Raw genomic sequence first — 15084 nt, 5'->3', positions numbered from 1 at the left:
AGACTAAACGGAACAAGGACATATGCATTACCTGACGGTTATTTTAGTGGCATTGGTCGCAATAGAACACTTTTATATATTGTACTTAGAAATGTTTCGTTGGACTCATCCGAGAACGCTAAAGGCGTTTGGCATGGAGAAGGGGTTAGCAGAAAAAACCGTTCACATGGCGGCTAACCAAGGTCTATATAATGGTTTTCTTGGAGCGGGCTTGGTGTTTGGTCTTATCCATACTCACTATGAATTTGCACAGGAAATACAAGTCTTTTTCTTGGCTTGTGTTTTGATAGCCGCACTTTACGGTAGTGCCACAGTAAAAAAATCGATCTTCTTTATGCAAGGTGTGCCAGCTATTTTGGCTTTATTGAGTATTTTCTTACTCGGCTAAAAGCGCTATATAGCGCTTCTATTGACTCAAAAATAGCTGCCTTTCCAAAATTTAATTTTCTAAGAATTTCTAAACAAGGAGCGTTATATTTCATCTCTAATCCCAACCCGTGATGATTTATGGTTTCTACCATTAGGTGGAACGGGTGAGATCGGCATGAACATGAATCTATATGGTCATGATGGGCAATGGTTAATGGTGGACTGTGGGGTCTCGTTTAATGAGCCTTTGACGCCCGATGAAATACGTACAGCCGATGTTGTCTGTGCCGATCCACGTTTTATATCTGAGCAAAAAGAACGCCTTTCAGGTATTGTTATTACCCATGCCCATGAAGATCATGTAGGCGCTCTGCCATTTTTATGGCGCCGTTTTAAATGCCCTGTTTATACCACAGCCTTTACCGCGGAAGTGTTACGCCGAAAACTGGTACAGGTAGGCTTGGCGGATGAAGTTCCTGTGGTCGTAGTAAAAGAAAATCAAAGCGTACAAATTGGTGTGTTTACCGTGTCTTGGTTGTCACTAACGCACTCCATTCCAGAACCTTTTGCCATGACTATAGATACCCCTGCAGGCAAAATATTTCATACGGGTGATTGGAAAATTGATAAGAAACCTATCCTTGGTGAAGGTTTTTCCCCTGAAGCTTTTAAAGCCTTAGCCAAACAAAATATTCTCGCCATGATGTGTGACTCTACTAACGCCATGCAACCCGGTCATTCGATTTCTGAAACCACCTGCTACAAAGCCTTATTAGAGGTAATAAAACCAGAAAAAGGCCGAGTGGTGGTTGGGTGCTTCAGTAGTAATGTGGCGCGGCTGGTGGCTTTGGGGCGTGTTGCGCAAGAGACAGGTCGTTACTTTGCTCTAATTGGTCGATCATTAACAAATATGGTGGGTGCGGCGAAAGCAACGGGATACTGGCCAGATGACCTTCCTCTTGTTGATGCAGCACATCTTGGTTATTTACCGAGAGAAGAGGTGTTAGCCGTTGTCACAGGTAGCCAAGGTGAGCCTAGAGCAACCTTGAATCGTTTAGCCTCTGGCAGCTGTTATGACCTGACATTAGACCCTGACGATCTTGTGATCTTCTCTGCCATGATGATACCGGGGAATGAAGATGCCATTATGCGTTTGGTTGAACAGTTCAAAGGGCAAAAAGTACGTACGTTACAACAACAGGATACAGAGCTGCCTATTCATGTGAGTGGTCACCCTTGTCAAGATGAACTAAAGCAGCTTTATTCATGGGTTCAGCCCCATGTGGCCATACCTGTTCATGGAGAAGCCAAACACCTTGATGCTAATGCTAAAGTGGCGAGGAACAGTTTTGTGCCAAGGCAACTGGTTGGCGAGAATGGCGACCTTTTTCAATTGGCTCCTAGCCTTCGAGTACGTCGAAAACAGGTTGAAACTGGACGTATCGCGCTTTCCCGTTAGTGAATAGTTAGAGAGTGGCTAGCTATTAGCCGAGCTTAATGTCGGGGCGAATACACTCTTAGCGGTTTTTCCCGGTATTTCCTTGGCGAGTTTGGGCATCAAATAACCGGGCAGTTCAGCGGCGACTTTGCCCATCAATTGTTGGGCACTTTCAATACTAATATCAAAATGTGCCGCACCTTCCACTGGATCTAAAGTGAACATGTAGTAAGGCATAATTCCCGCATCAAATAATGTTTCGCTTAAGTTCACTTGTGCTTCTACCGAGTCATTTATTCCTTTTAATATCACACCCTGATTTAATAGCGTGACTTTGGCATCTCTTAACTTTTTGGCGGCATTTTTAACTTCTGCATCGATTTCATTGGCATGGTTGATGTGCCACACCATGACGATATCTAATCGGCTAGCCGATACCCAAGCAAGCAGTTCATCGCAGACTCTGTCTGGTATGACCACAGGTAAGCGGGAATGTATGCGTAAACGCTTAATTTGAGGAAGCGCTTCAATCTGCTGTACTCGTCTCGCTAATAAGCTGTCTTTCATCATCAAGGGATCGCCGCCACTCAAAATGACTTCGTTAATAGCAGGATGAGCGATTAAATAATCGATAACAGACTGCCACTCTGCTTGCGCTAATTGATTCTCACCATAGGGAAAATGGCGGCGGAAACAGTAACGGCAATTTACTGCACAGGTGCCTGTGGCAATCACTAATAATCGGCGTTTATATTTATGGACTATGGCTTTTTGAGGGTTGTGATCCGCTTCTTCTAGAGGGTCTTTTGAATAACCTGTTACCGCATGCATTTCGGCCGAGTCAGGAAGCACTTGCAGTAATAGCGGGTCATTTGGGTTGCCGTATTCTATTCGTGAAAGATAAGGTCTGGGTACTAATAGGCGAAAGCTTTGGTGGGCTGCTTGGCCTTGTGTGGCTAATTTTTTTGCTAGACCAAGAGCAGACACCAGCTCAGGCAAAGAGGTAATGGCCTCGGACAACTGCTGTTTCCATGATGCACCTGTGGTTGGCGTATTTTCTTTTAAGTCGCGGTGTAGAGTTTGAATAGGAATCACGTCAAATGTCTGCAAAATTATCTTCAATTAGGGTATGATTGCGCCAACTATTTTACTGGTTAAATTGACCAGTGGCTCGTAGAGGCTTTTGCAAACTGACTTTTATTGCTCAAAATAGATGAGTGAAATTCCGTTCGCTGAGGCCTTAAGACTGACATGATACGCCAGTCCGAGTTTTTTCTCTAAAAAATACGGTGAGGATTTATGGCTATTTCTGCTAGCGATATGCGCAACGGCGCAAAAGTAATGATTGATGGTGATCCATGTGCGGTTCTAGACAATGAGCACGTTAAGCCAGGTAAAGGCCAAGCCTTTAACCGTTTGAAATTACGTAACCTTCGTTCTGGTCGTGTTTGGGAGCGTACTTTTAAGTCTGGTGATAGCTTAGAGTCAGCGGATGTTATGGAAACAGACATGGAGTACTTATACACAGACGGTGAATTCTGGCACTTCATGGCAACAGACGGTTCTTTTGAGCAGCACGCAGCAGACGAAAACGCTGTAGCTGACACGGTTAAGTGGCTGAAAGAACAAGAAAAATACATTGTCACGCTATATAACGGTGCGCCTTTAGCAGTGACTCCGCCAAACTTCATCGAGCTTGAAGTAAAAGACACAGATCCAGGTGTAAAAGGCGACACAGCCAATGGTGGCTCTAAACCGGCTTACCTAGTAACAGGTGCTATGGTTCGTGTACCACTTTTCATCAACATTGGTGAAGTACTACGAATTGATACTCGCTCTGGGGAATACGTTTCTCGCGCAACGGGTAAATAATTCCTTTTACCGCGAAATAACAATTTTAAAACCCCAGTGGCTATGTCATTGGGGTTTTTTTATCGCTATTGTAAGACGCAATATTAAAGCTTCGGTCGATATAAAAATAATAAAGGAAAGTTAACCTATGAAGAGTGCATGTTTGGTACGCCGTTCCTATTTGCTAAGCATTTTATTATCAGTCTTTTTAAGCTTAGCAATGAGCTCCCATCTTGTCGCTGAGCAAGTCACGCTAGATTCAGTGATGACAATCGATGAAACAGGCCGCTTGCATTATGTACCAGATGATAAGGGCAATATTCTTCCTGACTTTTCATACTCTGGTTATCAGAAAAGTAATGTTCCTATCCCTCATATAGAAGCGGTAATGACCCTTGAAGCCATCGAAGGTGACAACACTCAACATATTCAAAATGCCATTGACCAGCTTGCCCAACTACCTTTGCAAAGTAACGGTTTTCGAGGAGCGTTATTGTTAAAGGCTGGTCGTTATGAAGTAGCTGGCCAATTAGTAATTCGAGAAAGTGGCCTAGTGTTAAGAGGGGAAGGACAGGGTAAAAAGGGGACTCTATTATTTGCATCAGGGCAGGATAAACGCAGCCTAATACATGTGGAAGGAAAATTAAAAGCCAAGAAAAATAAAGGCAAACAAACAATCCTCAATCCTTATGTACCTGTTGGTAGCGACTCCGTACAAGTGGCAAATACCTCACATTATTCCATTGGCCAAAGTGTTGTCATTGTGCGCCCTAGCACTAAAGAATGGATAAGCGACCTAGGTATGGATGTGTTACCAAAAACGAAAGATGGACGTCCTGTAAAACAATGGCAAGTAGGAAAATTCAATCTTAAATATGAACGTACAGTCACTAAAATTGAAGGGAAAACGATATATCTTGATATTCCATTAGTGCAAATGATGGAAGATAAATATGGTGGCGGCGTGATTTATCCAGTGACCAATACAGGGCGTATTAATCATATTGGTATTGAAAACATGCGGATAGTTTCGGAATACAAAAAGGGTTGGCATAACACGGATGAAGACCACTCTTGGATAGCCATCGAAATTACAGGTGCTGAACATGTATGGGTCTCTGATGTTGCTAGTTACCATTTTGCTTTCTCCGCAGTGAAAGTAGGCCGTACTTCGCGCTTTGTCACAGTAAGAGATTCTTCGATGATAGACGCCGTATCAGAGATTAGTGGTGGCCGCCGTTATTCTTTCTTCATTGAAGGATCTCAAGTGCTATTTTTACGCTGTACGGCTCGCAATGGGCGACATGATTTTATTACCTCATCAAGAGTCGCTGGCCCCAATGCATTTGTGTATAGCAAGGCGACCAAAACGCATTCTGACATAGGCCCTCACCACCGTTGGGCAACGGGCACTCTATACGATAATGTGTCAGGAGGAGATATGAATGTGCAAGATAGACTGAGCTTAGGGACAGGCCATGGTTGGGCTGGTGCTCAGCAAGTATTGTGGAACACAAAGAGCTCAGGGAAAACCTCAGTACAGTCTCCGCCCGGTGCAATTAACTGGAGTATTGGTCATATCGGAGAGCGTTGGGGTGGCCGACATGAAAGACCCCAAGGTGTTTGGATTTCTCAGGGTAAAAACGTGCAACCTGAAAGTTTATTTGTACAACAGTTAATAGACAGAATAGGTGAAGAACAAGCTGATAGAGTGCTAGCACGATAAGTTATTAAGCTGACATCATGAAAATAGAAACCTTATATTACGGAAGTACTAGAATAGGTGAAAACAAAGCGGCTGAGACAAAGTACAATACAATAAATGATTACCCACTTTGGGTGCCCGAGCAGATTTTATAGATTAAGTGAGAAAAATTATGTCAAACCGAGTGTATGTATTAGCCCAATTCAAGCCAAAAGCAGGCCAAGAAGAAGCCTTGTTTGAGGTATTAAAAGCATTAGAACCTGATTCATTACGAGAAGAAGGCTGCGTGCAATATATGCTGACTCGACAAATTGATCACCCTAGTGCATCTCGAAATGAATTCCCTATTGTTTTTAACGAAATTTGGCAGAGTGCTGAAGCTTGGTCTGCCCACGGGCGACGTGCACAAATTCAAGCGTTTTTTGCCACACATGTTGAGGCAGACACTGGGCTGGTGGATGACGTGATGGTAACGGCATACACAGATGAAGGTCATCAATACGACAAACCTATTTATTAATTCTTAATTGTTATGGTTTCTAACGATTAATCGAAAGGGCAACAGAGTGTACGAACATATTGAGTTAAAGGAATATCTCGTTTCAAGCGAATATATTGATTGGCAGACTCCAGTAGTATTAGAAAAGGCGAAAGCTTTAGCGGAAGGTTTGTCTCAACCAGAAGATATTATTCGTAAGTGCTTTGCGTTTGTACGTGATGAGATTAAGCACAGTTGGGACTACAAGCTTAACCCAGTGACCTGTAAAGCTTCAGACGTTCTTTTACATGGCACAGGGTATTGTTATGCCAAAAGCCATCTACTAGCGGCTTTGCTACGAGCAAATAACATTCCTACAGGTTTATGCTACCAGCGCTTAACCATTCATGACGATCAGCCACCATTTTGCTTACATGGCTTAAATGCAGTTTTCTTGGAGGGTATGGGTTGGTATCGCATCGACCCTAGAGGTAACAAACAAGGCGTTGATGCACAATTCTGTCCGCCGGTTGAAAAGCTCGCATTTCCCATTATTTCGCAAGGTGAAGCTGATTTGCCAGAAGTATGGGCGGAGCCTCTACCACAAGTGGTGATGGTATTGGCTCAGTATCAAACTGTAGAAGAAGTTGCAGAAAACCTTCCTGACATTGTGCTGCTAAACGAAAGGAATTGATTGGTTTATAGAAGGATGAAAAAAATACCAGCTAATAGAGGCATTAGCTGGCATAAAAAGCATCATCTTTACTTTCCATAAAGGAGATGCAGGAGGATGTTTACACTATAAAGATGAGTCAGATCGGAAACGCAGGTTTTCCCTTGATAATTGATCTATAGACGTCTTACCCATCAGCTTCATATCTCGTTCAAGTTCTGACTTCATTAGTCCCAAGGCGCGTTCAACGCCCGGTTGGCCTGCAGCCGCAAGTGGGTAAAGGTACATTCTACCAATGCCAACGGCTTTGGCACCAAGAGATAAGGCTTTTAAAACATGGGTGCCACGCTGCACACCGCTATCGAAGATGACGTCTATTTCATCGCCCACTTCATCAACAATTTCTGCTAATTGATCGAATGAACTGCGAGAGCCATCCAACTGACGACCGCCGTGGTTAGAGATAATAATGCCAGTACAACCAATCTCTACGGCTTTACGGGCGTCTTCTCTACTCATAACGCCTTTTAAGCAGAACTGACCGTCCCAGAATTTCACTATTTCAGCCACATCATCCCAATCCATAGAAGGGTCTAACATGTTGGTAAAGTAGTCGCCAATGGAGGTGGCGCCAGATCCCATATCAACGTGGGCATCAAGTTGAGGCAGGCTGAATTTCTCGTGGGTAACGTAGTTGATTCCCCACATAGGTTTTAATGCAAACTGTAATAGGCCACTTAGGTTCAAGCGGAAAGGAATGGAAAAACCAGTGCGTAGATCTCGCTCACGGTTACCGCCTGTAATGGAATCTACAGTCAACATCATGACCTCGATACCTGCTTCCTTTGCACGGGTCATCATCGCTCGGTTCAATGCATGATCTTTATGGAAGTAAAACTGGTAGACCTGAGGTGTGCTGGTTTGTTTGGCAATCTCTTCCATACTAACGGTGCCAAGGGAAGATACGCCAAACATGGTGCCGTACTTTTCAGCTGCGTTAGCAACCGCTCTCTCGCCTTGATGATGGAATAGACGTTGTAAAGCGGTTGGTGAACAGTACACAGGCATGTCGAGCTTTTGCCCCATAACTGTCACAGAAAGATCAACATCCTTCACGCCCGCCAAAACACTAGGGACTAGGTCACAAGTTTCAAAAGCGGTAGTGTTGCGTCGGTAAGTAGATTCGTCATCAGAACCACCGTCGATATAGTTAAAAATAGGGCCGGGTAAACGCTTTTTAGCCAAGATTCGAAAATCATGGAAGTTGTGGCAATCTTTTAACCGCATTCTTCATACCTGCTTTTTTGTTGTTTGATGGAGCCACTATAGACTGTGATTGATTTGTGATAAATATGACATAAACTAATAAACTATTTCTTAAAAAGGTGTAATCAAGTTGAATTCAGCCGATCTGACATTGTTTGTGTATGTGGCCGAGACTGGTGCTTTTAATAAGGCTGCTCAGCTGGCGGATCTTTCTACACCAGCATTAAGTAAACGAATCAGTAAACTGGAGCAAGATTTAGGTGTACAGCTTATTCACCGCACCACTCGACGATTGAGCCTTACTGAAGCGGGTGAGAGCTTATATGTCCATGCGAAAAACATAGAAGGCCAAGTGAATGATGCCGTGGCGTCGGTATCGGCCTTCAGCCAAGGGCTAACGGGTCATATTAAGATTTCCGTTCCTACCATTTCTGGTGAGCTGTTGCTATCTGAAGCCATCGCTAGTTTCTGTGATACTTATCCGAATATTAGTGTGGATATGCGCCTTGAAAATGGCTTTGTGAATTTGGTTGAAGAAGGATTAGATCTTGCGGTTCGCACGGGCCAGTTAGAGGATTCTAGCCTCATTGCTAAACCTCTCATTCAATCCAGCTGGGTCGTGTGTTGTGCGCCGAGCTATATAGAAAAATACGCTGAGCCTAGCCAGCTTGAAGAGCTTAAATCTCACAATTGTCTTGCGTATACCTATCAGGCACAGGGCTCATTCGATTGGCGTTTTACCAAGCATGAAAGTGGTCAGGAAGCTCAAGAAGAGAGTGTTCGCATTAGCGGCAGTTTAGCGACTAATAATGCGCAGGCACTACGAAAAGCAGCATTAGCAGGTTTTGGTATTGTTTATGTACCCCGCTGTTGTGTTTATGAGGATCTGCAAAAGGGCGATCTCAAAGAAATCTTAATAGATTACAAGCCAAGGCAATTAGGCGTATATGCAATTTACCCAGTAACTAAGTACTTACCAACTAAGTTAAAGTTGCTGATAGAACACATCAAACAAGCTTACCAAGATAAAAAAGAATACTTCTAGTCGGTTGGGTTTATAAAAAGGTGAGCGTTAGCGCAGTTTTTGGAAAGGTCACCCTTTAGTGCATTGATCAAATTATCTATCGCACACTCAATCATTTTTAAGCGGGTTTCGGCGGTTGCTGAACCTATGTGAGGGAAGAGTACGGCATTGTTGAGCTGACACAATGGCGAATCTGCAGGTAGTGGCTCGACTTCAAACACATCTAATCCAGCAGCTCGAATCTCGCCTCGTTCTAATGCCTCAATGAGTGCCGTTTCGTCGATGACTTTACCGCGAGAGGCATTAATGAAAATGGCGCTTTTCTTCATCTTAGCGAATTCATTCGCCCCGATTAGCTTGTGTGTATCAGGTGTGAGCGGTGTCATCACACAAACAAAGTCGGAGCTGGCCAATAAGTTACCCATATCCAAATAGGTCGCGTTATAAGTGTGTTCTGCCTTCATATTGCGAGAGCGGTTGCAATATTGAATGGGCATATCAAAACCAAAGTGTGCCCGCTTGGCTAAGGCTTCGCCTATTCTCCCCATACCTATGATACCTAACGTTTTTCCGTGAACATCTGTACCGAAATGGGGCTCCTTGATACTGCTAGTCCAATTGCCTTGCTTGACCATGTTGGTCAGTTCGACAGCACGTCTCGCAGTACACATGATCAAGGTGAAAATGGTATCTGCGGTGGTTTCATTCAGCACGTTGGGGGTGTGCATTAGAGGGATTTGGTGACTTGCTAAGTAATCATGATCGAATTGATCTGTACCAACGGAAATGGTTGATATGGCTTTCAGTTTTGGGGCTTTTTTAAGAAGAGGGTGATTGATTACAGCGCTGGAGCCAATCAGGCCTTGAGCATCGGCAAGTTCACGATAAAACTCTGTAGAGTGAGGGATGCCGTCAAAGCTGACGACATCACACTGCGCTTGCAGCTTGGCAAGCGCTTGTTCAGGTATCCTTTTGTATAAAAGGACCTTTGGCTTCATGCTATTAGGCAGACTCTAGTTCGATCAGTTGTGCGCGAGTCGGTAGAGCTTCGCTGTCACCACTTACTTGAACAGTAAGGGAGCCAAACAGGTTGCCTCGTCGTGATGCTTCTTCAACGGTTTTGCCATCAAGCAGAGCGGAAATAACGCCCGTTGCAAAACTATCACCAGCACCAACCGTATCAACCACTTTTTCTACTTTGAAGCCAGCGACGGTACCCGTCTCTCCTTCAGATGTTTTGTAGTAAGCACCTGCGCTGCCTAGCTTAACAATAACGGTTTTCGCACCGTTGTTAATGTAGAAGTCAGCAATCGTTTCAGGGTCGTCGCTGCCCACAAGGATAAGGCCTTCTTCGATGCCCGGTAAAACTACATCACTAGCAAAGGCTAATTCATTAATGGTTTCAATCATCACTTCTTTGCTTGGCCATAATGTAGGGCGTAAGTTAGTGTCGAATGTGATGCTGCAACCTTGGGCTTTCGCATAGCTTAGAGCTTGTTTAACTGCAGAACGCATTGGCTCAGAAACCGCTGCTGCAACACCTGTTAGGTGCAAGTGTGTGCCTGCTTTGAAAAGATCTGGGCTGATGTCGTCAGCACATAACGTGGAAGCGGCAGAGTTGCGGCGGAAGTATTCAACCGATGGATCGCTGCCGTCAGTCACGTTGGCTTTCATCATAAAGCCTGTAGGGTAAGCGTCCGTTTTAGAGATGCCTTGCGTGCTGATGTTTTCTTTACTGATAGCATCGCAAATGAACTCACCAATGCAATCGTCGCCTACTTTACTTATGTAGGTTGATTCAAATCCCAAACGAGCCATACCTACAGCAACATTGACTTCAGCGCCTGCTAAAAAGCGGCTGAATTCTTCAACGGTAGACAATTTTCCAGGTGTTTTAGCAACAAACAGCCCCATTGCCTCGCCAAGTGTTACAAAAGATTGAGTTTGATTCGCTTGCATAATGATATGTCCTATCTCGTATTGTTATTTTAATAACGTATTTACTTTTTGTTGATACTAACAAAATTTGAGCAGTAAGGTATCATGGAATCGGTTCCATTGATAGTTTTTACTCACAAATCCGTTATTGTCATACTATAGAAAAAGAGTGTTTTTAGGTGGAATCTCGTACTACAAGTTCGGCAGGTAACTGAATTTGTTGCGGGGCTTCTGCATTTCCTAAAATCCTAGACAGCAATCTATTACAAGCTGTTTGACCTATATCTTGAGTAGGTTGGCGTATTACGGTTATGCCGCCTTCAAATAATTGTGCCCACTCAGGATCATCGATACCTATCAGACCTATCTCAGAACCGACTTTAATATTTAAGCTTTTCAATACTTTAGCGACCATCATGGTGGTCACACCATTGGTGGTAAAAATAGCTTTTTTACGATTCGGATGACGACCCATAAAGTCTTCAATAATCTTGGAATTAGCCTGACTGCTCATATTCTCGACTTCAACGGTTTCAAAATCGATATGAGGGTGTTGTTCTGCAAAAGAATGAATTGCTTCAATCCGTGCTCGACGAGGCTCAATCACTAATGACTCTGTAACCACTAAAATGGCTTCATAAGCTTTGCTTTGCAAATGCTCGCAAGCTGCAAAAACCGCCGCTTTGTTGTCAAGGCCGACAGAGTCGAATGCTAGCGAAGGGTGAATACGGTCAACCAATACCACAGGGCTGGTAAGTTTGGATAAATTCTCTATCTGTTTGGCTGCCATGCCAGCCACATTCATGATGATGCCATCTACTCTATGGGCTTCTAAAATAGATAAATAATTATCCTGTAAGGACTTTTCATTATCTGTATTGCAAACCATTAGCATGTAGCCTTCTTTTCGACAGACCTGCTCAATGCCTTTTAATACATCAATGGAATAGGGGTTGGTGACATCGGCAAACATGAGGCCAATTAGCTTGGAGTGCCCTGCACGTAACATGCGGGCGGAATGATTTGGTCGAAAGTCTAATTGCTCGATGGCTTTGGAAATTTTCTCTCTCAATTCTTTTGATAACTTATCTTGCTCGCCATTCAAATAGCGGGACACGCTGGTTTTGCCCACCTTAGCGTGCTTTGCAACATCTGAAATTGTCGTGAAGTGTTTGGTTTGTTTTTTTGGCAAGGTGTTATCTCAAGCTCACTCTATTATGCGAGGGAGTACTTTAAACCATGCGCCTAGTCTGAGCAATTAAGCTATTAGTCTTAGCAATTAAGTGATTAGACTCACAAATACTGATTTCTTAGAAGTCACCAATCTATAGATTTATTGTTCCAATCGAGAAAGCTTGCTTCGTTATCCATAGGTACAGTGTTCATAATGTCTAGCAACTGCTTGGCGACAAATTCAGCGGTGAAAAGTTTGCCTTTAGGAACCGAGCTTTGAAAAGGTTTGGATAAAGGGGTGTCTGTAGTGCCCGGATGAAAGGCCATTAACTTTACGTTTTTTGCTCTTCTAGCGTATTCAATGGCTGAGGTTTTGATAAGCATGTTTAATGCGGCCTTTGATGCTCTGTAACTATACCAACCACCCATATTGTTATCTGAAATACTACCAACCCGAGCACTAAATATGGCGACTTGAGTGGGCTCTTTGCCACGCAAAATAGGCATAAGCTGACTAAGCCAAAGCATAGGTGTAATGGTGTTTGCATACAGGGTGTGTTCGAGTTGTTGCTGATTGATATCTTCTAGCTTTTTCTCCGGCATCATGGTGTCGTTATGAAGTACACCATTGCAAATTAAAACCTTAGTGATTAAGACGGATTTAGAGCTAATCAGTTTACAAGCTTCTTCGATGCTACTGGCAGAATAGTCACAAGCAATCCAAACAGTTTTTCTAGTTAAACTTTCTTCACTATTCGACACTGTGCGGCTTACAGAAAACACCCCCTGACAAAGCGGGTCGTTTTCAAGCTGTTGAATAGCGGCTTTCGCAATGGTGCTGTTGGCTCCGATAACTAGGGCATGAAACGACATAGAAATCCTTAAAAGGTAGAGTGATGGAGTAAATTTTTAGCCTTTTTCCTTTTTAGGGCGAGGCTGGCAGCTGCCTGTTTCACAGCGTTTTTCATTTCTAAAAATCAGCTTGGTTATTGGGTGCCGATAACGAGCAAAACCTAAATAAATTATGTCGGCAATGGGGCGAATCAGTGGCCAGCGTAGGGCTTGCATCCACGAGTGCTTCCCTACGGTTTTCCAAGCTAAGCAAGTCACATCTAAACCATAAATCATCTCCCCGGTCGCTAATTGACCATGCAATATTTGGTCAGCGCGAGAGGGGCTTATGTCTGGAAACCTAAGTTGAAAGTCTTCTGCGTGAATATTTTCTAGAGATAAATTATTGTTTAGATCGAGCTGTTGGAGCTGATTCATTTCAGCTTTACAGAGTGGACAGTTACCATCATAAAAAATGGTTAGCATGGCTCAAGCTCCCATAAATTTTGTGACTTTTTCGAAAAGACGATAAAAAGTCGCCATATATTATGGATTACGTCCCAAAAAGGTCGCTAGATCACCATTGAGGGAAATTCAGTCAAAGAGTACAATGTGCGGCTTATGTATTTATCAAACGCAATTCTATTGCGTATTTAATCAACAAATTTTGTCTTAAGGTGTGTCTAGAAATGCCAGCTAAAACAATGGATGAACTCGTTTCCCTATGTAAGCGTCGTGGATTTATTTTCCAAGGCAGTGAAATTTACGGTGGCATGCAAGGCGCATATGACTACGGCCCATTAGGTGTTGAGTTAAAAAACAATATCAAAGCGGCTTGGTGGCGCTCAATGGTTTATGAACGTGATGATGTAGAAGGTTTAGATGCCGCTATTATTCAAAACAAAAACGTTTATAAATATTCTGGCCACGAAGACACTTTTACAGACCCTATGGTCGATTGCCACGAATGTAAGTCTCGTATGCGCGCCGACCACATGAAAGACATCAAAATCTGTGATAACTGTGGTTCAGACAAGGTAACAGAGCCTCGTGACTTTAACCTGATGTTTAAAACCAACGTCGGCCCAATGGTGGATGAAGAGTCCTACACTTACCTTCGCCCTGAAACTGCGCAAGGTATCTTTACCAATTTTAAAAACGTAGTGGACTCGACTTCCCGTGCATTGCCTTTTGGTATTGCACAAATTGGTAAGTCTTTCCGTAACGAAATTACGCCGCGTAACTTCATCTTCCGTGTTCGCGAGTTTGAACAAATGGAGTTGGAATTCTTCTGTAAGCCAGGAGAAGACGAGCAGTGGCATAAATTCTGGGTTGATACACGTAAACAGTGGTGGTTGGACCAAGGTCTATCAGAAGAAAATATTGAGTTTGAATACGTAACAGGTGACGACCTTTCTCACTACTCAAAATCAACTGTGGATATCTTGTACAAATTTCCACATGGTTTTGAAGAGCTAGAAGGTGTTGCTAACCGTACCGACTACGACTTGGGTTCTCATACTAAAGCACAAGACGAGTTTGATATTACGGCGAAAGTGAAAAAGAACGAACACTCTACAGCGAAATTAGCGGTTCGTGATCTTGAAGCGAAAAAATGGGAAGTACCTTTCTGTATTGAACCTTCTGCTGGTCTTGATCGTGGTTTACTGGCATTAATGACAGAAGCCTACACAGAAGAAGAGCTAGAGAATGGTTCTACTCGTACGGTTCTTAAATTCAAGCCACACCTAGCGCCGATCAAAGTAGCTATCATGCCACTTAAAAAGAACAAGCCTGAGATTGTTGCACTAGCGAAAGAACTAAAAGTGAAACTTCAGAAGTTAGGTCTAGGTCGTATTCTTTATGAAAACACAGGTAACGTAGGTAAAGGCTACCGTCGCCATGACGAAGTGGGTACACCTATTTGTGTAACAGTAGATTTCGATTCAATCGAACAAGAAGGTTCACCAGTAACCGTTCGTGACCGTGACACAATGGAACAAATCGTTGTGCCAGCGGCTGAATTGCCAGCTTATGTTGTTAACTACTTTATTAATCAAGATTAATATTTAGAACAGCTAAAACACATATTTTAAAATGCCGTTAGGGAAGCCTCTAACGGCATTTTTTTTTGGGGACAAGATGTTAGAAAAGTTATTTGCTGTATAGGGAATACAGGCTGTTTTTAGAAGGGTGAGATTTATTAAAACAAGGTTGTTCCACGTCGTAATTGTCGTACAATAGTTTTATTAAAGGCTTTTAGTCGATTTTACTTAGGGATGTAACCTCGAGAAGAGAGTGCGATAGTATTCTTACTAATGAGGCTTTTGAAACACTT

The 15084-nt window shown here is 43.2% G+C and carries 15 protein-coding genes; 8 read left to right on the top strand and 7 right to left on the bottom strand.

What is annotated here, in order from left to right; genetic code table 11:
* The first annotated feature begins 22 nt into the window (after nucleotides 1-22).
* Together OFY17_RS01850 and OFY17_RS01845 are read left to right on the top strand one after the other, a co-directional pair.
* Complete coding sequence (locus OFY17_RS01850) at nucleotides 23-388, top strand: DUF1304 domain-containing protein (RefSeq protein WP_263528990.1); 366 nt, start codon at nucleotides 23-25, stop codon at nucleotides 386-388.
* A 156-nt stretch (nucleotides 389-544) separates the two neighbouring features.
* The gene (locus OFY17_RS01845) at nucleotides 545-1828 is read left to right on the top strand and encodes a ribonuclease J (protein ID WP_263528989.1); all 1284 of its coding nucleotides are present in this window, start codon (nucleotides 545-547) and stop codon (nucleotides 1826-1828) included.
* A gap of 18 nt (nucleotides 1829-1846) precedes the next feature.
* On the opposite strand, the gene epmB is transcribed toward OFY17_RS01845, so the two are convergent.
* Entirely contained in the window at nucleotides 1847-2902 is a 1056-nt protein-coding gene (epmB, locus tag OFY17_RS01840; RefSeq protein ID WP_407659355.1) for an EF-P beta-lysylation protein EpmB, read from the bottom strand.
* 204 nt (nucleotides 2903-3106) lie between these two features.
* Between epmB and efp the strand changes: the two genes are divergently transcribed.
* From efp to OFY17_RS01820, 4 genes are all read left to right on the top strand, one after another.
* The gene (efp, locus tag OFY17_RS01835) at nucleotides 3107-3679 is read left to right on the top strand and encodes an elongation factor P (RefSeq protein ID WP_263528987.1); all 573 of its coding nucleotides are present in this window, start codon (nucleotides 3107-3109) and stop codon (nucleotides 3677-3679) included.
* Between the two features lie 127 nt (nucleotides 3680-3806).
* Nucleotides 3807-5384, top strand: coding sequence for a hypothetical protein (locus OFY17_RS01830; protein ID WP_263528986.1), 1578 nt, complete (start codon nucleotides 3807-3809; stop codon nucleotides 5382-5384).
* A 151-nt stretch (nucleotides 5385-5535) separates the two neighbouring features.
* Nucleotides 5536-5883 (top strand): putative quinol monooxygenase, encoded by a 348-nt coding sequence (locus tag OFY17_RS01825; RefSeq protein WP_263528985.1) that lies wholly within the window; start codon nucleotides 5536-5538, stop codon nucleotides 5881-5883.
* A gap of 46 nt (nucleotides 5884-5929) precedes the next feature.
* Nucleotides 5930-6535, top strand: a complete 606-nt coding sequence (locus OFY17_RS01820) for a transglutaminase-like domain-containing protein (RefSeq protein WP_263528984.1) — start codon at nucleotides 5930-5932, stop codon at nucleotides 6533-6535.
* A gap of 105 nt (nucleotides 6536-6640) precedes the next feature.
* On the opposite strand, the gene OFY17_RS01815 is transcribed toward OFY17_RS01820, so the two are convergent.
* Nucleotides 6641-7801, bottom strand: coding sequence for an alpha-hydroxy acid oxidase (locus OFY17_RS01815; RefSeq protein ID WP_263528983.1), 1161 nt, complete (start codon nucleotides 7799-7801; stop codon nucleotides 6641-6643).
* Between the two features lie 109 nt (nucleotides 7802-7910).
* Between OFY17_RS01815 and OFY17_RS01810 the strand changes: the two genes are divergently transcribed.
* On the top strand, nucleotides 7911-8825 hold the full coding sequence (locus OFY17_RS01810) for a LysR family transcriptional regulator (protein WP_263528982.1): 915 nt from the start codon (nucleotides 7911-7913) through the stop codon (nucleotides 8823-8825).
* Here OFY17_RS01810 and OFY17_RS01805 read toward each other — a convergent pair.
* The 5 genes from OFY17_RS01805 to OFY17_RS01785 form a co-directional block, all read right to left on the bottom strand.
* Nucleotides 8822-9802, bottom strand: a complete 981-nt coding sequence (locus OFY17_RS01805; protein WP_263528981.1) for a 2-hydroxyacid dehydrogenase — start codon at nucleotides 9800-9802, stop codon at nucleotides 8822-8824. The two genes, OFY17_RS01810 and OFY17_RS01805, sit on opposite strands and share 4 nt — an antisense overlap.
* Nucleotides 9803-9806: 4 nt before the next feature.
* Entirely contained in the window at nucleotides 9807-10763 is a 957-nt protein-coding gene (locus OFY17_RS01800) for a sugar kinase (RefSeq protein WP_263528980.1), read from the bottom strand.
* A gap of 154 nt (nucleotides 10764-10917) precedes the next feature.
* Complete coding sequence (locus OFY17_RS01795; RefSeq protein WP_263528979.1) at nucleotides 10918-11934, bottom strand: LacI family DNA-binding transcriptional regulator; 1017 nt, start codon at nucleotides 11932-11934, stop codon at nucleotides 10918-10920.
* Between the two features lie 125 nt (nucleotides 11935-12059).
* Nucleotides 12060-12788: an SDR family NAD(P)-dependent oxidoreductase gene (locus OFY17_RS01790; protein ID WP_263528978.1), complete on the bottom strand. Its 729-nt coding sequence runs from the start codon at nucleotides 12786-12788 to the stop codon at nucleotides 12060-12062.
* 36 nt (nucleotides 12789-12824) lie between these two features.
* Nucleotides 12825-13232 (bottom strand): thiol-disulfide oxidoreductase DCC family protein, encoded by a 408-nt coding sequence (locus OFY17_RS01785; protein WP_263528977.1) that lies wholly within the window; start codon nucleotides 13230-13232, stop codon nucleotides 12825-12827.
* Between the two features lie 203 nt (nucleotides 13233-13435).
* Between OFY17_RS01785 and OFY17_RS01780 the strand changes: the two genes are divergently transcribed.
* Nucleotides 13436-14812 carry a glycine--tRNA ligase gene (locus OFY17_RS01780; RefSeq protein WP_263528976.1) on the top strand — a complete coding sequence of 459 codons (1377 nt, stop codon included), beginning with the start codon at nucleotides 13436-13438 and terminating at the stop codon, nucleotides 14810-14812.
* Nucleotides 14813-15084 lie beyond the last annotated feature (272 nt).

Origin of the sequence: Marinomonas sargassi (genome assembly GCF_025716875.1) — a bacterium.
Lineage (GTDB): Bacteria > Pseudomonadota > Gammaproteobacteria > Pseudomonadales > Marinomonadaceae > Marinomonas > Marinomonas sargassi.
The sequence above is the reverse complement of the archived record's forward strand: the minus strand, read 5'-3'. Positions and strand labels throughout refer to the sequence as shown.

Excerpts from the sequence above, each read along its gene's own strand:
- OFY17_RS01850 (WP_263528990.1), top strand. The coding sequence starts at position 23 with ATGCATTACCTGACGGTTATTTTAGTGGCATTGGTCGCAATAGAACAC.
- OFY17_RS01845 (WP_263528989.1), top strand. The coding sequence starts at position 545 with ATGAACATGAATCTATATGGTCATGATGGGCAATGGTTAATGGTGGAC.
- efp (WP_263528987.1), top strand. The coding sequence starts at position 3,107 with ATGGCTATTTCTGCTAGCGATATGCGCAACGGCGCAAAAGTAATGATT.
- OFY17_RS01830 (WP_263528986.1), top strand. The coding sequence starts at position 3,807 with ATGAAGAGTGCATGTTTGGTACGCCGTTCCTATTTGCTAAGCATTTTA.
- OFY17_RS01825 (WP_263528985.1), top strand. The coding sequence starts at position 5,536 with ATGTCAAACCGAGTGTATGTATTAGCCCAATTCAAGCCAAAAGCAGGC.
- OFY17_RS01815 (WP_263528983.1), bottom strand. The coding sequence starts at position 7,801 with ATGCGGTTAAAAGATTGCCACAACTTCCATGATTTTCGAATCTTGGCT.
- OFY17_RS01805 (WP_263528981.1), bottom strand. The coding sequence starts at position 9,802 with ATGAAGCCAAAGGTCCTTTTATACAAAAGGATACCTGAACAAGCGCTT.
- OFY17_RS01800 (WP_263528980.1), bottom strand. The coding sequence starts at position 10,763 with ATGCAAGCGAATCAAACTCAATCTTTTGTAACACTTGGCGAGGCAATG.
- OFY17_RS01790 (WP_263528978.1), bottom strand. The coding sequence starts at position 12,788 with ATGTCGTTTCATGCCCTAGTTATCGGAGCCAACAGCACCATTGCGAAA.
- OFY17_RS01785 (WP_263528977.1), bottom strand. The coding sequence starts at position 13,232 with ATGCTAACCATTTTTTATGATGGTAACTGTCCACTCTGTAAAGCTGAA.
- OFY17_RS01780 (WP_263528976.1), top strand. The coding sequence starts at position 13,436 with ATGCCAGCTAAAACAATGGATGAACTCGTTTCCCTATGTAAGCGTCGT.